The organism is Streptomyces sp. KMM 9044 (assembly GCF_024701375.2).
Classification (GTDB): Bacteria; Actinomycetota; Actinomycetes; order Streptomycetales; family Streptomycetaceae; genus Streptomyces.
The window spans coordinates 4,628,746-4,648,600 of sequence record NZ_CP113910.1 but is presented as its reverse complement, the minus strand read 5'-3'; the positions used below and the strand labels follow the sequence as shown (position 1 = coordinate 4,648,600).

Sequence of the window (19,855 nt, the reverse complement as noted above, 5' to 3'; positions counted from 1 at the left end):
ATCAGTTGAGCGAAGGGTCGTCCGGGTAGGTGGCCACCATCGCCAGCCCGCCCCGCTGGCGGCGCAGCACCTCGCGCCAGAGCCGCTCGGGTTCCGGGGACGAGATGTCGCCGGGCTCCGACTCGACGACGTACCAGGCGCCTTCCACCAGTTCGTCCTCCAGCTGGCCGGGGCCCCAGCCCGCGTATCCGGCGAAGATGCGCAGTGAGCCGAGGGCGGCGGCGAGCAGCTCCGGCGGCGCCTCCAGGTCGACCAGCCCGATCGCGCCGTACACCCGGCGCCAGCCCAGCGGCGCGGCCGTGGCGCCCGTCCCGGTCCCGCCGGGGACGACGGCGACGCCGAGGGCCGAGTCCAGCGACACCGGGCCGCCCTGGAAGACGACCCCGGGCTCACCGGCCAGGTCCGCCCAGCCCTCCAGGATGTCGCCCACGCCCACCGGGGTCGGGCGGTTGAGCACGACACCGAGGGACCCCTCCTCGTCGTGGTCGAGGAGGAGCACGACCGCGCGGTCGAAGTTCGGGTCCGCCAGGGCGGGCGTGGCCACGAGCAGCCGCCCTGTGAGCGAGGACACCTCGGTCATGCCAGACATGATCGCGCATCTTTCCCCTCCGTGGGGAGCAATCGGAGTACGGGAGCGGTCGCGGCCGCCCGGCGCGGGAGCGGCCTGGTGAGGCGCCCGCCGGAGCGGGCCGAAGCGACCCGCCGGAGCCCGGCGGGCGTACGGGAGCACCCCCGGCGCACGGTGACTGCGGTGACCCCGGGTGCCCGTACGGAAACTGCCCGTGTTGCGGCGGTCCGGGGCCGGGACCGGGCCGTGCACGGGCTGGTCGAACGGGCGTGGGGGGCGACTACCCTTGCTCTTCTGGCCCCTGCCCCCTCCACGGAACGCGAGATTCATGACCGTCAACGGCACTGAAGACGTACTGCTTGTCCACGGCGGAACCCCGCTGGAGGGGGAGATCCGTGTCCGCGGTGCGAAGAACCTCGTACCGAAGGCCATGGTCGCCGCCCTGCTGGGCAGTGAGCCGAGCCGGCTGGGCAACGTTCCGGACATCCGTGACGTCCGTGTCGTCCGAGGACTGCTCCAGCTGCACGGGGTGACGGTCCGTTCCGGCAACGAGCCCGGTGAACTGGTGCTCGACCCCACACGGGTGGAGAGCGCCAACGTCGCCGACATCGATGCCCACGCGGGTTCGTCCCGCATCCCGATCCTGTTCTGCGGCCCGCTGCTGCACCGTCTCGGGCACGCGTTCATCCCGGGCCTGGGCGGCTGCGACATCGGCGGCCGGCCGATCGACTTCCACTTCGACGTGCTGCGCCAGTTCGGCGCGACGATCGAGAAGCGGGCGGACGGCCAGTACCTGGAGGCCCCGCAGCGGCTGCGGGGCACGAAGATCAAGCTGCCGTACCCGTCCGTCGGCACGACGGAGCAGGTGCTGCTGACGGCGGTCCTCGCGGAGGGCGTCACCGAGCTGTCCAACGCGGCGGTGGAGCCGGAGATCGAGGACCTGATCTGCGTCCTGCAGAAAATGGGCGCGATCATCGCCATGGACACCGACCGGACCATCCGCGTCACCGGTGTGGACAAGCTCGGCGGCTACAACCACCGCGCCCTTCCCGACCGCCTGGAGGCGGCCTCCTGGGCGTCCGCGGCGCTGGCCACCGAGGGGAACATCTACGTCCACGGCGCCCAGCAGCGCTCGATGATGACGTTCCTGAACACCTACCGGAAGGTCGGCGGCGCCTTCGAGATCGACGACAACGGCGTCCGGTTCTGGCATCCGGGCGGCCAGCTCAAGTCGATCGCGCTGGAGACGGACGTCCACCCGGGCTTCCAGACCGACTGGCAGCAGCCGCTGGTCGTCGCCCTGACCCAGGCGACGGGCCTGTCGATCGTCCACGAGACGGTCTACGAGTCCCGGCTCGGCTTCACCTCGGCGCTCAACCAGATGGGTGCGCACATCCAGCTCTACCGCGAGTGCCTGGGCGGCTCCCACTGCCGCTTCGGCCAGCGCAACTTCCTCCACTCGGCCGTCGTCTCGGGCCCGACCCGGCTCCAGGGCGCCGACCTGGTCATCCCCGACCTGCGCGGCGGTTTCTCCTACCTGATCGCCGCCCTCGCCGCCCAGGGCACGTCCCGCGTCCACGGCATCGGCCTGATCAACCGCGGCTACGAGAACTTCATGGACAAGCTGGGGGAGCTGGGGGCGAAGGTCGAACTGCCCGGCAAGGCGCTCGGCTGAGCCCGGCTCACCGGCACCGCCCGCCCGGCCGAGGGCCCGGGGATCGCCCCCCGGGCAGACACAGCACGGACAAGCTGGGGGAGCTGGGGGCGAAGGTCGAACTGCCCGGCAAGGCGCTCGGCTGACCGGAATCAGCCTTGCCACAGGGGCGGCCACTCGATCGGGTGGCCGCCCCTGTGGCGTCGCTGTGCGTCGTACGCCGTCCCGGGACGTACGAACGGCGGGGTTACTTGCCCTTGGCGGCTTCCTTGAGCTTCGAGCCCGCAGAGACCTTCACGCTGTAGCCGGCCGGGATCTGGATCGGCTCACCGGTCTGCGGGTTGCGCGCGGTGCGAGCGGCACGGTGGGTGCGCTCGAAGGTCAGAAAACCGGGGATGGTGACCTTCTCGTCCCCCTTGGAGACGATGTCGCCGACGATGTCGGCGAACGCGGCCAGCACGGCGTCGGCATCCTTGCGGGTCACCTCGGCGCGGTCGGCCAGCGCGGCCACCAGCTCACTGCGGTTCATGTTGTTACTCCCGTGTTCTTCTTGCCGTTGAGGCGTGCCACGCGGCAGGGCCGCACTTTTGGGGCACGACCAAGCCGATGCTGCCAGGGTCCTCGGTGAGTCCCCCGGACCCGGGTACTTACTCGGGCCCGCACGCCCCTGGAGGTGCTGCCCCCTGGACGTGGTCCTGGTGGAGCATCCTGCCTCTACCTGCGGCGGTAAAGCCAATCCGGCACTCGCAGGAGCCGCGATACCACCCAGGAGTCACCCGTGGGAGTCACCCGGGAGGCGCCCACGGCCCGACGACGGTAACGCTGCGTCCGCTGCCGGCAGCGGACTGCGGAGGCCGGGGGTCCGAGTCACGGCCGCCACCATAAGGGGCGGCCACACGTCACGGGTTCCACGGCGCGCCGTTCGCACACCTCCCGTGGTGATGGTCACAGCCGCGGCAGGGCTCTTAGGGCCCTGTCTGGAGTTTCCCGCGGCCGTGCGGTGTCTGGCACGGCACCTCGCCGCACGGCCGAATCACCCAGGTACGTCCCCCCGTACGAGGGCGATCCGGCCGCACCCCGATGCACCGCACCAGACACCGCACGGCCGCCCTGGGGACGACGGCGGGAAACTCCAGACAGGACCTAGGCGAGGGCGGCCGGGACCTCCGTGCTCTTCGCGGCCTCCCGGACCGCGCCGGCGACCGCGCCCGCGACCTTGTCGTTGAACACGCTGGGGACGATGTAGTTCGGGTTCAGCTCGTCCTCGGTGACCACGTCGGCCAGGGCCTTGGCGGCGGCGAGCATCATGTCGGTGTTGACGGTGCGGGACTGGGCGTCCAGCAGACCGCGGAAGACACCCGGGAAGACCAGCACGTTGTTGATCTGGTTCGGGAAGTCGGAGCGGCCGGTGGCGACCACGGCCGCGGTCCGGCGGGCGATGCCCGGGTCCACCTCGGGGTCGGGGTTCGCGAGCGCGAAGACGATCGCGCCGTCGGCCATCGCGGCGACGTCGTCGCCGTCGAGGACGTTCGGGGCGGAGACGCCGATGAAGACGTCCGCGCCGCGCACGGCCTCCTTCAGCGTGCCGGTCAGGTTCTCCGGGTTGGTGTTGTGGCCGATCCAGCACAGCGGGGAGTCGGCGGGGGCGTCCACCAGGTCCGCGCGGCCCGCGTGCACCACACCGTGGATGTCGGCCACGACGGCGTTCTTCACACCGGCCGCGATGAGCAGCTTGAGGATGGCCGTGCCGGCCGCGCCGGCGCCGGACATGACGACGCGGATGTCCTCCATCACCTTGCCGGTGACCCGCAGCGCGTTGGTCAGGGCCGCGAGGACGACGATCGCGGTGCCGTGCTGGTCGTCGTGGAAGACGGGGATGTCGAGGGCCTCGCGCAGCCGGGCCTCGATCTCGAAGCAGCGCGGCGCGGAGATGTCCTCCAGGTTGATGCCGGCGAAGCCCGGGGCGATCGCCTTGACGATCTCGACGATCGCGTCGGTGTCCTGCGTGTCGAGGCACAGCGGCCAGGCGTCGATCCCGGCGAACCGCTTGAACAGGGCGGCCTTGCCCTCCATCACCGGCAGGGCGGCCTTCGGGCCGATGTTGCCCAGCCCCAGCACGGCGGAACCGTCCGTCACGACCGCAACGGAGTTGCGCTTGATGGTGAGGCGGCGGGCGTCCTCGGGGTTCTCGGCGATGGCCATGCAGACGCGGGCCACACCCGGCGTGTAGACCATGGAGAGGTCGTCACGGTTGCGGATGGGGTGCTTGGACTGCATCTCGATCTTGCCGCCGAGGTGCATCAGGAACGTACGGTCCGAGACCTTGCCGAGGCTGACGCCCTCGACGCCGCGGAGCTTCTCGACGATCTCGTCGGCGTGCCCGGTGGAGGTGGCCGCGATGGTGACGTCGATACGGAGTTTCTCGTGGCCGGACGCGGTGACGTCGAGGCCGGTGACCGTTCCGCCGGAGGATTCCACGGCGGTGGTGAGTTGAGAGACGGAGGCTCCGCTCGCCGGCACCTCCAGCCGGATGGTCATCGAGTAGGAGACGCTGGGCGCCGTTGCCATGGCCGACTTCCTCTGCTTTCACCGTGTAGCTGCTTTGTCCCATCCGATCGTCGCACCTACCGCCGAGTACGTGGTAGCCGCATCCGATTGCGAACGTTTTGGCCGCACGAGAAACGGGTAACGGCGAAAACTTCCGGAAAGGCTGCTCCACCATACGAGAAATCGAGGGCCGTTCGTCAGCCTCCCACCTCCCGTGAGTCAACACGAGAGGCCCATGCCACCCGGAAGTGGCATGGGCCTCTCGTGTTGTTCAGTGACACCGGCCCGCCATGCTCGCCTCGCGGCAAGTGGTCGCTCGTAGCGACGAAGGTTGGGCCCGGGGGCTTGGATCGGGCCGGTGTCACCTGCCAGGCTAACAAACGGATGCCGTAAGACCATTCCCGCGGCCGGGTCATTCACCGGCGGATCGCGGTTCCGGCCCCGGCCGGGGCCGGATCAGTCCCGCAGCAGGTCCGGGACGCCCGCCGCGTCCGGCTCGTCGCGGTCGGCCGAGACGACGGTGAGCTGCTGGGTGGCGCGGGTCAGGGCGACGTACAGGACGCGCAGGCCGGCCGGGGACTCGTCGGCGATCTCGGCCGGGGAGACGACGATCGTCGCGTCGTACTCCAGGCCCTTCGCCTCCAGGCTGCCGAGGGCGACGGCCCGGTCGCCGAGCCCGTCCAGCCAGCGCCGTGCCTCCTCGCGGCGCTGCATGGCGACGACCACACCGACCGTCCCGTCGACCCGCTCCAGCAGCCGGGCCGTCTCCGCGCGCACGGTCTCGGCCAGGACCGAGCCGGGTCCGGACGGGCCGGCGGTCACGAAGCGGGGTTCGACGCCGGTGGAGCGCACCGCCCTCGGCGAGGTGGACCCGGGCATGGCGAGCGCGAGCACCTTGGCGGCGAGGTCGGCGATCTCGGCCGGGTTGCGGTAGTTCACGGTGAGCTCGAAGCGGCGGCGGGGCCTGCTGCCGAGGGCCTCGTCGCGGGCCTGGGCGGCCTCGTCGGGGTCGGACCAGGACGACTGGGCGGGGTCGCCGACGACCGTCCAGGTGGCGTGCCGGCCGCGCCGGCCGACCATGCGCCACTGCAGAGGGGTGAGGTCCTGGGCCTCGTCGACGATGACATGGGCGTACTCGGTGCGTTCCTGGGCGAGGCGTTCGGCCCGCTCGCGCTGCGACTCCTCGCGCACCGGCATCAGCTCCTCGAGGCCGGTGAGCTGGTCCAGCGGGTCCAGCTCACGCTTGCGCCGGGGGCGGGAGGGGGTGCCGAGGACGGCCTGGAGTTCGTCGAGTAGCGCGATGTCGTGCACCGAGCGGCCGTCCCGCCGCAGGGAGCGGGCGACCTTGCGGACCTCGCCCGGGTTGAGGACGCGCCGGGCCCAGCGGCCGAGGCGGCGCTCGTCGGCCATGGCGTCCAGCACGGCGGCCGGGGTCAGTTCGGGCCACCACGCGTCGAAGAAGGCGAGGAAGGCGTCCTCGGTGGTGACGTCGTCGTCGAAGGAGGAGCGCAGTTCGGCGGCCAGCTCCGGGTTGGCGTGCCGGTCGCCCGCGCCGGAGCGCTCCCACAGGGCGTCGAGCAGCAGTTTGCGGGCGCGGGGGCGCAGCAGGTTCACCGGGGCGGTGCCGCCGAGGGCGGTGTGGCGGACGGCCGCCAGCTCGTCGGCGTCCAGTTCGAGCCGCCGGCCGAAGGCGACGACGCGCAGCCGGGCCGGCGTGCCGCCGTTCTCCAGGGCACCGCGCGCGGCCTTGCGGATCACCCCGAGCATGCGGGAGGAGCCCTTGGCGCGGGCCACCGCCGGGGCGTCGTACAGGGTGGCCTCGGCGCCGTCGACCAGGGAGCCGATGGCACGGACGGCGACCTGGCCCTCCTCGCCGAGGGAGGGCAGGACGCCCTCGGTGTAGGCGACCAGGAGCGGTGTGGGCGAGACGACCAGGATGCCGCCCGCGTACCGGCGCCGGTCCTGGTAGAGCAGGTAGGCCGCGCGGTGCAGGGCGACGGCGGTCTTGCCGGTGCCGGGGCCGCCCTCGACGTGGGTCACGGAGGCGGCGGGGGCGCGGATCACCAGGTCCTGCTCGGCCTGGATGGAGGCGACGATGTCCCGCATGCTGTGCGTCCGGGCCTGGCCGAGCGCGGCCATCAGGGCGCCGTCACCGATGACGGGCAGCTCGTGGCCGTCCAGGGAGGCCGACAGCTCGGGGCGCATCAGGTCGTCCTCGACACCGAGGACCCGGCGGCCCTTGGAGCGGATGACGCGGCGGCGCACCACCCGGCCGGGGTCGACCGGGGTGGACCGGTAGAACGGGGCGGCGGCGGGCGCCCGCCAGTCGATGACCAGCGGGGTGTAGTCCTCGTCGAGGACGCCGATGCGGCCGATGTGCAGCGTCTCGGCGATGTCGGCGGTGTTGTCGGGGCGGACGGCACCGTCGGCGGGCTCGACGGCGGTGTAGGCGCCGTCGGGTCCCTTCTTGCCGTCCTTGCCGAGGAGCAGGTCGATCCGGCCGAAGAGAAAGTCCTCGAACTCGTTGTTCAGCCGGTTGAGGTGGACGCCGGCCCGGAAGACCTGGGCGTCCCGTTCGGCGAGTGCGCCGGGCGTGCCGACCTGGCCGCGCCGGGCGGCGTCATGCATGAGGAACTCGGCCTCGTGGATCTTCTCCTCGAGCCGTCGGTACACCCGGTCGAGGTGTTCCTGTTCGACACTGATCTCCCGGTCACGAGTGGATTCGTGAACCGGATCGACCGCGGTTTCCTGCTGAGCCTGAGCGGCCACCGGGCCCCCTTCTGACGTGCTGGGCAGCCGTCAACCGTACGCGAAGGGGACCTGTGAGGCTATGCGTCGACCTCGACGAGCTTCTCGCCGTCGAAGGTCACGATCTCGAAGCTGTCGATCTCGTCGGGGTCCAGCGAGGCGCCGCCCTGGACGTGGAGCGGCTGCTTGGCCTTGTCCGACTTGGCGTCCGGCAGGCCGTAGCCCCACTCCGGGACGGTCCAGGAGGTCGCGGTCTCCCGCTCGCCGTTCTTGCCGACGACGACCAGGGCGCACTTCTCGGGGCCCTTGACGTTACTGATCTGCGCGGCGAGGCCGGTGCCCCAGTCCTTCTCCTGGAACGCCACGGTCACGGAGACCTTGGTGCCCGGGTCGGTGGCCGTGAGCTTGTCGGGGATCTGGTCGAAGACGTCCTTCGCCGGGTCGGCGGAGAGGGTCTGGTTGGTGTTGCCACCCCGGCTGCCGCTGTCGCCCCCGCCGTTCGCCGCGACGGCGACGAAGGGGCCGCTGACGATCAGGGCGCCCGCGGCGGCGACCATGTAGAAGTTGCGGCGGCGCTTCTTGGCGCGGCGCTCGGCGACCTCGTCGACCAGCTTCTCCACCACGCGTGGCGCCGGCTTGGCCGACAGCGACTCACCGAGCGACGGCGTGCCGGTGCCGGGCAGGTCCGCGAGGGCGGCCAGCATCGGTTCCATACCGGCGAGTTCGTCGAGCTGCTGGGCGCACCACTCGCAGCCTGCGAGGTGCGACTCGAACGCGGTCGCCTCGGCATCGTCGAGGATGCCGAGAGCATAGGCACCGACGGTCTCGTGCTCGTTCGGCACCGGTGATCCCTGCATGGCACCAGACATACCCGTACCGCCCGCTCCGAATCCCCCGTACACACTCATCACGCCGTCACCCCCCGCTCCTCCAGAGCCAGCTTCATCGAACGCAGGGCGTAGAACACCCGGGAACGGACCGTGCCGCTGGGTATCCCGAGGGTCTCGGCCGCCTCGTTCACGGTACGTCCCTTGAAGTACGTCTCGACGAGCACCTCCCGGTGGGCAGGGGTCAGGTCGTCGAGTGCGTCCGACAGCGTCATCAGCCACAGCGCCTTGTCGATCTCGTCCTCCGCGGGGATGACCTCCAGCGGCGACGGATCGACCTCCTGCGGCCGGGCCTGCCGGCTGCGGTGGCCGTCGATGACGATGCGCCGGGCGACCGTCACCAGCCAGGGGCGTACCGATCCGGTCGCCCGATTGAGCTGACCGGCGTTCTTCCAGGCACGGATGAGCGTCTCCTGCACGACGTCCTCGGCTCGCTGCCGGTCTCCGGCGACCAGCCGCAGGACGTAGGCGAGAAGAGGCCCGGCGTGCTCTCGATACAGCGCACGCATCAACTCCTCATCAGGTTCATTCGACGAGGACGGGGACATGCGATGTCGGGCCCTCGCTCCGCGTTCATTGGCCACGGCCGCATCCTTGCGCACGCCCACCTCCGGTGTCCCGGGGATCCCCCCCGTCGGTCGCTCCACATCGGGTACGGAGGCGGGGCTCCGGATGTTCAACGTGAGGCGTCGTTTTCCCGGGGACCGTGGTGAAGACCGGGACATGGGAGCACATTTCCCCCGCTCCTTTTTCACATTTCCACCACAGACGGAGGGGCGGCGCGGCTGCCCGTGCCGGGCGGAGAGCAAACGGAGTGTTAGCGATGTCACACGGCCGCGGAGTCGGGGACGGGTCAGACTCGGGAGAGGGCGGCGGCCCTGCGGCGGTGGCGGGCCACTCGTTCGCGGTTTCCGCAGACCTCGCTGGAGCACCAGCGCCTGCGGCGGCCCCGTGAGGTGTCCAGGTACACGATCGGGCAGTGGTCGCCCTCGCACTGCCGCAGGCACCCGCGCGCGAGCGGGTCGGTGAGCAGGTCCACGGCGTCCCGGGCGATCGCCGCGAGCAGCGCGGCGCAGCCGGGCGGCGCCTCCAGCCGCCGTACCAGTGTCCCGTCACCGCCGGGGACCGCGCGCGGGGTGGGGGGCGCGGCGCGGGCGGTCTCGTTGACGCGGGCGAGCGCGAGGTCGTAGGCCACGCCGCCGGGCGCCGGGCGGCCGTGCACCAGACGGGCGAGATGGCCGCGCAGTTCACGGAAGGCGGCCGGCCAGGTGCCGTCGGCGTGGGTGAGCGGCGTGCCGGCCGGGACGAGGCCGGAGCCGGTGATCCAGGCGCTCAGCACGCCGACGGAGCCGAGCCGTTCCTCGGGATGCGTGGTCGCGAGGAGGTCCAGACAGATCCGCCCGGTGTCGAACCGCAGCTCGTGGGGCGCCGTGACCGTACCCAGTGCCATGTGCCTGTCACCGCCTAGGGTTCACCCCGGTCGAGTGGGGGCCGGGGCGGTGCGAGTGAGGGATCTGTTCCGGGAATCCGCTCCCTCTACAGTGCCCGCCCGCTCCCCCGCCCGGAACCCCCTGGCCAAGAACCCCTCACTCGGGGCGCCCGGCCCGAGCGTCCCGGCCCGGGGCCGGCTCCGTTCAGGCGTCCCCGTACTTGGCGTCCGCCTGGGGGTCCAGGGCGAGGCGGTAGCCGCGTTTGACGACCGTCTGGATCAGCCTGGGCGCGCCGAGGGCGGCGCGCAGGCGGGCCATCGCGGTCTCCACCGCGTGCTCGTCACGGCCGGTGCCCGGCAGCGCGCGCAGCAGGTCCGCGCGGGCGACGACCCAGCCGGGGCGGCGGGCCAGCGCCCGCAGCAGTGACATGCCCGCGGGCGGTACGGGACGCAGCTCGCCGTCCACCACGACGGCGTGCCCGCGGATCTCCATCCGGTGCCCGGCGACCGGCAGCGAGCGGGCCCGGCCGGGCAGTTCCCGGCAGAGCAGTTGGACGAGGGGGCCGAGCCGGAAGCGTTCCGGCTGGACCGTGTCGATGCCCCGGGCCTGCAACGGCAGCGCGGTGACCGGGCCGACGCAGGCGGGCAAGACGTCGTGGCCGAGGGCGGCGAGGACGTCGTCGAGCAGACCGCGCTCCGTGGCGCGGGACAGCAGGGACGCGGCGGCGGGCGCGCTGGTGAAGGTGACCGCGTCCAGGGTCCGGGCGACGGTGGCGTCGAGGAGCCGGTCGAGGGGGGTGATGTCCTCCGGCGGCATCCACCGGTAGACGGGCACCCCCACCACGTCCGCTCCCGCGGCCCGCAGCGACTCCACGAACCCGGGCAGCGGTTCGCCGTGCAGCTGGAGGGCGATCCGCAGTCCGTCGACGCCCTCCTCCAGAAGCCGGTCGAGGACCTCGGCCATCGACTCCGACGAAGGCGACCACTCCTCCGTCAGCCCGGCCGCCCGGATCGCGCCCTTGACCTTCGGTCCGCGGGCCAGGATCCGCACCCCGCGCAGCCGCGCCAGCAGAGCGTCGCCGAGCCCCCAGCCGTCGGCGGCCTCGACCCAGCCGCGGAAGCCGATCGCCGTCGTGGCGACCGCGATGTCCGGGGCCTGTCCGATGACCTCCTTGGTGGCGGCCAGCAGTTCGCTGTCGTCGGCGAGCTGCACGATCCGCAGCGCCGGGCCGTGCAGGACGGCACCGCCACGTCGCTGGAGCAAGGTGCCCAGCTCGTCGGCCCGGCGAGCGGCGGTCACCCCCACGGTGAAGCCCGCGAGCGGCCCGTGGCCGGAGGTCTGCTCCATGGGCGGCCCCGTGGGCCGGTCGGGGTTCTGCTGTTCGTCGTGCATGGCTCTCGTCCCGCTCTCGTCCCGCACTCGAGTCGGTGTACCGCGTTTCGGTGTGCTGCCTGAGGCACGGCTCGTCCTCATGCCGGCCGAGCCTGTCAATGCTCCATGACAGGCTCGGTTCGGCTTCGTGTCGCCAGTGTTACGTCACACCTGGGCGTAGCTGAGCTGCGCCTTGTCCTCCGCAATGACCGTCGTGGAGGCCGGCCGGGCCGGGCGGCGAAGGTATACGGCCCAGGTGACCACCAGGCAGACCGCGTAGAAGGCCAGGAAGGCGACGAACGCGCCGGTGCCGGAACCGTAGGAGAGGAAGGACTGGCGGAAGGCGAGGTTGATGCCGACGCCACCGAGCGCGCCCACCGCGCCGATCAGCCCCATGGAGGCCCCGGACAGCCTGCGCCCGTACGCAGCCGCCTCCTCACCACTCAGCCCCCGGGCCAGCGCCTTGGCCTGGAAGATGCCCGGGATCATCTTGTACGTCGAGCCGTTGCCGAGGCCGGTGAGCACGAACAGCACCACGAAGGCCACGGTGAACAGCGCCAGTGACTTCTGCATGGAGGCGACGATCAGCACCCCGGTCGCCACGCCCATGCCGACGAAGTTCCACAGCGTGATCCGCGAGCCGCCGTACCGGTCGGCGAGCCATCCGCCCACCGGGCGGATCAGGGAGCCGAGCAGCGGGCCGATGAAGGTGACGTACGCGGCCTCGAGCGGCGTGCGGTCGAACTGGTTCTGCAGCACCTGCCCGAAGGCGAAGCTGTAGCCGATGAACGAGCCGAAGGTGCCGATGTAGAGGAAGGACATGATCCAGGTGTGCGCGTCCCGGGCGGCGTCCTTGGCCGCACCGGTGTCGTTGCGTACCGAGGCGAGGTTGTCCATGTACAGCGCGGCGAGCACGGCGGCCACGACGATCAGCGGGATGTAGAGGCCGAGCAGCACCCGGGGCCCGCCGCCCGCCCCGATGATCGCGAGGGCGGCGAGCTGGATCACCGGGACGCCGATGTTGCCGCCGCCGGCGTTCAGGCCGAGCGCCCAGCCCTTCCTCCGCAGCGGGAAGAAGGCGTTGATGTTGGTCATGGAGGAGGCGAAGTTGCCGCCGCCGATGCCGGCCAGCAGGCCGACCAGCAGGAAGGTGGAGAAGGACGTCCCCGGCTCCATCACGGTGAACGCGGCGACCGTGGGCACGAGCAGCAGCGCGGCGGAGGCGATCGTCCAGTTGCGTCCGCCGAACACCGCGACGGCGAAGGTGTACGGGACCCGGACCACGGCGCCGACCAGCGTCACCATGGACGTCAGCAGGAACTTGTCGGCCGGGGTCAGCCCGTACTCCGGGCCCATGAAGAGCACCAGCACGGACCACATCGTCCACACCGAGAACCCGATGTGTTCGGACAGCACCGAGAAGAGGAGGTTCCGGCGGGCGATCGGCTCCCCGGTCCGGTTCCAGAACGTCTCGTCCTCGGGATCCCAGTGCTGGATCCAGCGGCCGCCCCTGCTCGGGGGCGGCGACGGTGCGGGGACCTGACCAGGGGCTGTCATGACGCCTCCACTGTTCTCCGGGGTGGTGCGGACGGATGCCGCGAGGGCCCGGGGGCCCGGGGCCTGGTCCCGAAGGTAGGGAAGGAGCGTTTCCGGTCTGTGGCTGTGGGTGACCGCTGGGGAACGTTGCTCTCACCCCGGGCCGGGGCGGGGTGAGAGGAGTCCGGTACCGGGCGGACACCACACCGTGAGGTCGGCGCTGCGGAGGCTGCCCGTAGGGGTTGTGCCGGGGGTACGGCGGCTGGACCGGCTGCCCGTACGGCGGCTGCGGCTGGGCGTGGGGACCACCGGGCACCGGGGGCTGCTGCGGAGGCCCGTACGGGGCGGGCGCGGTCGGCGTGCCGTGGGCGGCGGGGGCGGGCTGGGCGTAGGAGCCCGGGGCCTGCCGGGCGTACGGCACGGGGCCGCACCCGGGGCGCCGCCCGACCAGGACGTTCGACGGGCAGTCGGCGCGTGCCGAGGTGCCGAGGTGCCGACGGTCGGCGGTACCCCCGTCAAGTTCGAAGACCCACCAATTGGAGACCTTACCCTCCTCCCCGTACACCCTTGCGGAAATCCCCACAAGAGATCCACCTCACCTGACGTGCTTTCAAATGATCTTCACAAGGGGGTGCTTGTGCGCAAAACCGCGCCGTCCGTGGCGGCCGTGGTCAGCCTCTCGCTGCTGTTTCCGCAGCAGGCGTTAGCCGCAGAAGCCGTCGACCAACCGCTGGCTGAAGGAACGATTCAAGATGCCGGCCCCGGTCTACACCTCTCCGAGACCCCGTCCTTCGAGATCGCTGAGACCGATGTACCCAGCGTTCTCATCAACCGCAGGCACTCGGTGAGAGCTCAGGCCGACGGTGTCGTCTCGCCTTCGGTACGGCACCCGCCTCCGGCCCCGCGGCACCGGGACCATCTGCCGAAAGCGGTGACTCCAGCAGGTGAGGCAGGTCATGCCGGGAGAAGGCCGCCGGGCCTCTGAGGTGGAACTGTCCGGGACCGCGGCCGACGCCTTTCTTGACGGCGGGGCCCGCGCGCACGGACGACCGCGCCAAGGACCAGCCACGCCCTCACGACACCCCGCGGTCCCCCATCGCCTCGGGAGTCGCGCCCCGCACCCACGCACCCCGCACCCATGATCCCGTCACGCCCGAATCGCGCCCTACCCCGCACCGCCGGCCGCCCCCACGCTCACACCCATGAGGGAACCACACGAACCGACCGTCGTTCCGCCCCCCGGCCCCGACGCCCACCGCCACGCACCCGCCACCGCACGACCGTGGGAGAACATCGACCGCGCCCAGGCCGCCCTGGACGGCGCCACCGGCCCTGAACCACCCCGCCCGCCCCTCTGCCCCCACTGCGGCCTGGCCGGCGAACGCCGCCGCACCTACACCGGCCGGCACGTCCTCCTCGAGCCCGGCTTCACCCTGCCCGCCCACCTCGTGCCCGGCGGACACCGCTGGCACCTCGGCACCGACGGCACCGCCTGGAACGGCGGCCTGGACGAACCCCTGCCCGGCGCCACCTGCCGCGTCCCCCACCGGCTCGCCTGTCCCGGCCTGGCCCTGGACGAGATCCGTCCGTGGCGGTGGCTGGAGACGGTCCGGCGGTTCAACACGGAGCGGGCACGCCGGAAGGCGGGTGAGCAGGGTTTCCCGGAGACGCTGCCCGACGCGGGCTGACCACCGCGGACATCTCTGTTTCCACCCGGGCCGTCAGGCCCGGCCGGAACACGTAACGGGTTGCCGGCACCCCTTCGACGAGACCTGCGCCGACTTGGACCGCAGGCCCGGCGCCCTCGCCGACGCTGTCGCCGAAGAAGGCGGAGTCCCGGGAAGAGGGGGTCGTCGTCAGCCCCGGCGGGCTGCGCGGCGGCCGGGCCCCTTTCCGGACGAGACCTGCGCCGACTTGGACCGCAGGCCCGGCGCCCTCGCCGACGCTGTCGCCGAAGAAGGCGGAGTCCCGGGAAGAGGGGGTCGTCGTCAGCCCCGGCGGGCTGCGCGGCGGCCGGGCCCCTTTCCGGCGGAGCGCTTCGCGCCGTTCGGCCACAGGCGGGGCCTGCGCTTGGCCGCGAGGTCCTCGACCCAGCCGACCGCGAGCACCGTCAGGCCGATGAGCGGCCAGATCAGGGCGAACATCCAGAGGGTGTACGTGCTGGTGACGGCATCCGCCCCGCGCTCGCTCTGCAGGAACGGGAGCCGGTACAGCAGGTCGATGATCGGGACGGTCGCCATGATCAGCATGTTGTGCCACAGGTAGATGGTGACCGCCCGGTTGTTGGAGAGGGTCACCAGCTTGTCCCACTGCGCCAGGCGGCCGGGCAGTTCCCGCCACGACGGGGAGTACTGGAGCAGGATCACGACGAACCCGAACGACCAGGTCGCCTGGGCCAGCGGAATGTCGTTGAGGTCCCAGCCGTCGGGGCCCAGGTGGTTCGACGCCCACCACAGGCCGAAGGCCATCACCAGCGACGCGCAGGAGACCGAGACGTACCGCGGGATCCGCTGCAGCATGCCGTCCTGGTGGGCGAAGCCCAGCACCCAGCAACTGCCGTAGACCGCGAAGTCGGTGACCGCGTTGCCCGTTTCACCGGGGATGGTCACCAGGCCCGTGCCGACGACCGCCGTCAGGCCCAGCGGTGCGAGCAGGGTCGGCCAGGGGGCCCGGCGGAACGCCCACAGCAGCAGCGGCGAGGCGATCACGAACCACAGATAGGCGCGCAGGTACCACAGCGGGCCCGCGGCCTGCACCGCCCAGGCGTCGTCCAGCAGGCCCGACGGGGAGCCGAGCTCCCAGGGATAGGGCGGAGCACCGATCGGGACGATGTAGTTGAACAGCCCGATCAGGCCCCAGGAACCGTCGTCCTTCGCCGGGTTCCAGCCGTTCGCGAACATCATCGCCAGCACGACCACGGCGAACGCCCACATGGGCGGCAGGAGACGGCGGACCCGGCTGCGGATCACGCTCCCCGCCGGACGCTTCAGCGAACGCGCCATCAGCGAACCCGCCAGCGCGAACATCACGCCCATCGACGGGAACAGCACGGTCAGCCAGGCCCAGCCGAACAGGTGGTAGACGATCACGCGGACCAGGGCGAGCGAGCGCAGCAGGTCGAGGTACCGGTCACGGCCGGGCTTCGCCGGGGCGGCCGGGGCGCCGGGGTCCGGTACGGGCGCGGTCGTGCGCGGTCGCGGGACCGCGAGCGGCGTTTCCGGGACGCCGTGCGCGTCTCCCGTGCGCCCGGTTCCGTACGGGCCGGCCGGTTCCGGCACCTGCCCCGTACCGGTCGTGTAGCCGTGGGTCATGCCACGGGCCTCCGATCGTCGTCGGTCCGCGCGTTCTGGCGCGGCACCGAGCCGCCGGGCGCCTCGACGACGCCGGTGCGCCGCAGCTTCTGCCAGCGCAGACGGCCGCCGGTGAGCGCGGTGATCCAGGACTGGAGCAGCACGACATACATGAGCTGGCGGTAGAGGATCTGCTGCAGCGGCAGCGAGACGAGATGGGTCATGCGTTCGCGGTCGAGCCGGAAGGCGAAGGCCGCGCAGGCCGCCTGGATGGCCAGGACGCCCAGCCACGCCACGATCGTCTTCTCGGTCGGGCCGAAGACGAGGCCGTAGAGCAGGAAGACGTCGATCAGGGGGGCCAGCAGCGGGGCCACGATCATGAACAGGGAGACGAAGGGCAGGCCCACGCGGCCGAAGCGGCCCGAGGGGCCCTTCTCGATCACGGAGCGGCGGTGCTTCCAGATGGCCTGCATGGTGCCGTACGACCAGCGGTAGCGCTGGGACCACAGCTGCTGGACCGTCTCCGGGGCCTCGGTCCAGGCCCGGGCGTTCTCGGCGTAGACCACGCGCCAGCCGGCGCGGTGCAGCGCCATGGTGACGTCGGTGTCCTCGGCGAGCGTGTCGTCGCTCATGCCGCCGATCGGCACGAGTGCCGAGCGGCGGAAGGCGCCGACGGCACCCGGGATCGTCGGCATGCAGCCGAGGACGTCGTACATGCGGCGGTCCAGGTTGAAGCCCATCACGTACTCGATGTGCTGCCAGGCGCCGATGAGGCTGTCCTTGTTGCCGACCTTCGCGTTGCCCGCCACGGCTCCCACCCTCGGGTCGCCGAAGGGCTGGACGAGTTCGCGGACGGTGGACGGCTCGAAGACCGTGTCGCCGTCCATCATCACGACGATGTCGTACCGGGCGTTGGCCAGGCCCCGGTTGAGGGCGGCCGGTTTGCCCGCGTTGAGCTGGCGGATCACCCGGACGTTGGGCAGGCCCATGGCCTCGACGATGCGGGCCGTTCCGTCGCTGGAACCGTCGTCGATGACCAGGACCTCGACGGGGTGGTCGCTGTCCATCAGGGAACGGACGGTGTTCTCGATGCACTTGGCCTCGTTGTAGGCCGGGACCAGCACCGTCACCGGTTCGGTGACCGGCGGACCCCAGCTGAAGTCCTTGCGGCGGACCCGGCGGGCGTGGACGGCGGAGAGAAGGAGCATCAGCACGAAGCGGGCGATGACCAGGGTGCCGATGACCGCCAGGCCCACCACCAGGCCGCCGGTGATCTTCTCGGAGGCCTGGACCAGGAAGATCCACGCCTTGCCCTTCCACAGTTCGGCGCCGGTCACCGGGGTCATCGCGCCGGGCGCGTCCAGGGCCTCGGTGAGGTTGTCGAACTCGTAGCCCCGCTCCTTCAGATCGGGCAGGAACCTGTCCAGCGCCGCGACGGTCTGGCTGCGGTCGCCACCGGAGTCGTGCATCAGGACGATGGCGCCCTCGCCGTCCTCGGGCGTGGCACGGCGGATGATCTCGTCGGCCCCGGGCCGCTGCCAGTCCTCGCTGTCGGTGTTGTTGACAACGGTGATGTACCCGAGGCTGCCGATGTACTCGGTGACCGGCCAGGACTTGTTGTCCATGGCGGCGGAGAAGGAGGAGTACGGCGGACGGAAGAGCGAGGTGCGCACCCCGGCCGCGCCGGTGAGCGCCAGCTGGTTCTGCGACAGCTCCCAGTCGATGCGCTCCCTGGACTGGAGGGAGAGGTCGGGGTGGTTGAACGTGTGCAGGCCGAGCTCGTGCCCCTCGTCGACCATACGCTGGACGAGGTCCGGGTGGCGGGAGGCCATGGTGCCGGTGACGAAGAAGACCGCGTGCGCGTCGTGCTTCTTCAGTACGTCCAGCACACGCGGCGTCCAGACCGGGTCCGGGCCGTCGTCGAAGGTGAGGACCAGCCGGCGGTCGGGCACGCTCAGGGTCTCGGCGCGCCCCTCCCGGGCGTCGATGACCGGGCCGCCCTCCAGGATCTTCTTCGGCACCCGGTCGGTGGCGGCGGGCGGCTGGACGCGGTGGTCGGCGAGGATCTCGCTGTGCGTGTACCCGCGCAGCATGAGCATCGCCGCCAGGGCGACGAGGACGAGCAGCGGAAGCAGCAGACGCAGGGGCAGACGGCGACGCCGGGAGCCGCCTCGGGCTCTGGTCGCGGACCCGGGGCGGCGGGAGTGGGAGGCCATCAGAGAGCGTGCTCCGGGGACGGTGCGGTGGGGGCGGTGGACGGGGCGGGCTGTGCGGTGGGGTTCTCGGCGGCCACGGTCGGCGGGGCCTGGGGCGCCTGGGCGACCGTGTCGGTGTCCGCGGGTTCCTCGTCGCCGGGATTTTCCTCGGTGGGGGGCGTGTCCGGATCGGTGCCGGTGCCGCCGGACGAGGCCGGCGGGTCCGCGGTTTCCGTCTCGGCCGGGGGGTCGGCCGGCTCGGTCGTGGCGGAGCCGCCGGTGCCGGTGCCCGGCTCCGGGGCGGTCCCGGTCGGCGTCGACGACGGCTCGGCGGTCTCACCGGACTCGGCCTCGGGGGCCACCACGCCGCCCGCGGGGACGCCGGCGTCGGGCGAGGCGGGGGCGTCGGGGGCGCCCGCGGTCGGCTCGGTGCCCGGGGTGGACTCGGCACTGGGCGACGCGTCCGGCTCGGCGGGCCGCGGCGAGGTCTCGACCTTCCCGGCGGGCTGCTCCTTCCCCTGGCCGGGCACGGGCATCCAGGGGGCGGTGGAGTTGCCGGACATCAGCGTGGCGACGATCACGGCGGCGTACCCGGCGCAGGCCAGGCCGACGGCCAGGCCGATCCGGCGGTAGAGGCGGCTGCGGCGGCCCGACTCGTCGACGAACACGGGTCCGTCCGCGGCGTCGAGGCCCGCGCCGCCGCGGTGCCCGCCCGGCGTTGCCCGCAGCACGCCGTCGCCGAACTGCACGGCGTCGAGCTGGACCGTCACCTCGTGCGGGTCGTGGGTGTGCTCGGTCGCATCGGCGTCCGCGACTACGGATGCGGCTGCGGCTGCGACCACGGCTGTCTCCGTGACTGCGGGCACCGGCCTGGTGGGCGCGGGGGCGAGCGCGGTCGCCTCGGCTCCCTCCTGCCAGGAGTCGCGCAGGGGAGTACGGGGCGACGCGGGGACCTGGGTGGAGAGGCGCGCGGTGGAGCCGGTGTCCCCGGTGGAGGGGGGTGCGGGGGTGGTACGGGCGGAGAAGGGCGCCCCGGGCTTCTCGAACCTCTCGGTCCGGTCGAACCCACCGCCCCCCTCGGCCGGAGTACGGGGCCCGATGCGCAGCGCCCTGGTCTCTTCGGGGTCCTCGAAGGCCGGGGGCGTCGGGGCGGCCTGCTCCGGCCCGCGCTGTGCGGGCATCCTGCTCGTGCCGCCCGGCGGGGGCGTTGCGCTCATCGTGGTCGTCCTGGCCTTCGCGTCGTCCGGGGCGACCCGGTGCTCCGGGTCGCCCCGGTCGTCCGGGCCGGCCGCGTGGGGTGTGCCGGGGGTTCTCCTCACCGCGGTGGCGTCGTCCGCCCCGGCGGCACGGGCGGTGCGGCCGGGCACGTCCCGGGAGAACCACGTTCCCCGGTCGGTGGCAGAACCGCCGGGGGCGGGCCGGGTGTCCCCGGTCGGGGCGGCTTCGGCCTCGGCCTCGGACCGTTCAGGTTGGGTGTTTTCTCGCCACTTCTCCACGCGCACGCTCTTTCCCCCACGGGACTGTTCCGGGTGCGCGTACGGCCTGGGCATGCGCCGCCGACCATGGCCCCCACCCGCTCCGAGCGCCCCGTTTATCACACTGTGCTCAAGCATCGAATGTAGCGTACGC

The 19,855-nt window shown here is 72.1% G+C and carries 14 protein-coding genes; 2 read left to right on the top strand and 12 right to left on the bottom strand.

Annotation, left to right across the window (positions count from 1 at the left end):
* Position 1: 1 nt before the first annotated feature.
* The gene (locus tag HUV60_RS20895; RefSeq protein WP_257848776.1) at positions 2–580 is read right to left on the bottom strand and encodes a YqgE/AlgH family protein; all 579 of its coding nucleotides are present in this window, start codon (positions 578–580) and stop codon (positions 2–4) included.
* A gap of 316 nt (positions 581–896) precedes the next feature.
* Here HUV60_RS20895 and murA point away from each other — a divergent pair, with 316 nt between their 5' ends.
* The gene (gene murA / locus HUV60_RS20890) at positions 897–2,243 is read left to right on the top strand and encodes a UDP-N-acetylglucosamine 1-carboxyvinyltransferase (protein ID WP_257848775.1); all 1,347 of its coding nucleotides are present in this window, start codon (positions 897–899) and stop codon (positions 2,241–2,243) included.
* Positions 2,244–2,469: 226 nt separating this feature from the next.
* Here the strand turns inward: murA and HUV60_RS20885 are convergent, their stop codons facing one another.
* The 8 genes from HUV60_RS20885 to HUV60_RS20850 form a co-directional block, all read right to left on the bottom strand.
* Positions 2,470–2,751 carry an HU family DNA-binding protein gene (locus tag HUV60_RS20885; protein ID WP_042173245.1) on the bottom strand — a complete coding sequence of 94 codons (282 nt, stop codon included), beginning with the start codon at positions 2,749–2,751 and terminating at the stop codon, positions 2,470–2,472.
* Positions 2,752–3,365: 614 nt separating this feature from the next.
* On the bottom strand, positions 3,366–4,790 hold the full coding sequence (locus HUV60_RS20880) for an NAD-dependent malic enzyme (protein ID WP_257848774.1): 1,425 nt from the start codon (positions 4,788–4,790) through the stop codon (positions 3,366–3,368).
* Positions 4,791–5,225: 435 nt separating this feature from the next.
* Positions 5,226–7,538 (bottom strand): HelD family protein, encoded by a 2,313-nt coding sequence (locus HUV60_RS20875; protein ID WP_257848773.1) that lies wholly within the window; start codon positions 7,536–7,538, stop codon positions 5,226–5,228.
* Between the two features lie 59 nt (positions 7,539–7,597).
* Positions 7,598–8,374 (bottom strand): anti-sigma factor family protein, encoded by a 777-nt coding sequence (locus HUV60_RS20870; protein ID WP_257848772.1) that lies wholly within the window; start codon positions 8,372–8,374, stop codon positions 7,598–7,600.
* A 50-nt stretch (positions 8,375–8,424) separates the two neighbouring features.
* Positions 8,425–9,012: a sigma-70 family RNA polymerase sigma factor gene (locus tag HUV60_RS20865; RefSeq protein WP_074993260.1), complete on the bottom strand. Its 588-nt coding sequence runs from the start codon at positions 9,010–9,012 to the stop codon at positions 8,425–8,427.
* A gap of 245 nt (positions 9,013–9,257) precedes the next feature.
* Positions 9,258–9,854 (bottom strand): CGNR zinc finger domain-containing protein, encoded by a 597-nt coding sequence (locus HUV60_RS20860; protein ID WP_257848771.1) that lies wholly within the window; start codon positions 9,852–9,854, stop codon positions 9,258–9,260.
* A 184-nt stretch (positions 9,855–10,038) separates the two neighbouring features.
* A complete protein-coding gene (locus tag HUV60_RS20855; RefSeq protein ID WP_443047366.1) occupies positions 10,039–11,226 on the bottom strand; it encodes a uroporphyrinogen-III synthase in 1,188 nt (395 codons plus the stop codon).
* 144 nt (positions 11,227–11,370) lie between these two features.
* On the bottom strand, positions 11,371–12,762 hold the full coding sequence (locus HUV60_RS20850) for a nitrate/nitrite transporter (RefSeq protein ID WP_257848770.1): 1,392 nt from the start codon (positions 12,760–12,762) through the stop codon (positions 11,371–11,373).
* A gap of 1,181 nt (positions 12,763–13,943) precedes the next feature.
* On the opposite strand from HUV60_RS20850, the gene HUV60_RS20845 reads away from it, so the two are divergent.
* Complete coding sequence (locus tag HUV60_RS20845; protein WP_257848769.1) at positions 13,944–14,429, top strand: DUF6083 domain-containing protein; 486 nt, start codon at positions 13,944–13,946, stop codon at positions 14,427–14,429.
* 300 nt (positions 14,430–14,729) lie between these two features.
* Here HUV60_RS20845 and HUV60_RS20840 read toward each other — a convergent pair whose 3' ends face one another.
* The 3 genes from HUV60_RS20840 to HUV60_RS20830 are packed head-to-tail and all read right to left on the bottom strand — an operon-like array spanning position 14,730 to position 19,722.
* Positions 14,730–16,052 (bottom strand): acyltransferase family protein, encoded by a 1,323-nt coding sequence (locus HUV60_RS20840; RefSeq protein WP_257848768.1) that lies wholly within the window; start codon positions 16,050–16,052, stop codon positions 14,730–14,732.
* Positions 16,049–18,247: a polysaccharide deacetylase family protein gene (locus HUV60_RS20835; protein WP_257848767.1), complete on the bottom strand. Its 2,199-nt coding sequence runs from the start codon at positions 18,245–18,247 to the stop codon at positions 16,049–16,051. The genes HUV60_RS20840 and HUV60_RS20835 overlap by 4 nt, the downstream gene beginning before the upstream one ends.
* The gene (locus HUV60_RS20830; protein ID WP_257848766.1) at positions 18,247–19,722 is read right to left on the bottom strand and encodes a hypothetical protein; all 1,476 of its coding nucleotides are present in this window, start codon (positions 19,720–19,722) and stop codon (positions 18,247–18,249) included. The genes HUV60_RS20835 and HUV60_RS20830 overlap by 1 nt, the downstream gene beginning before the upstream one ends.
* Between the last annotated feature and the right edge of the window lie 133 nt (positions 19,723–19,855).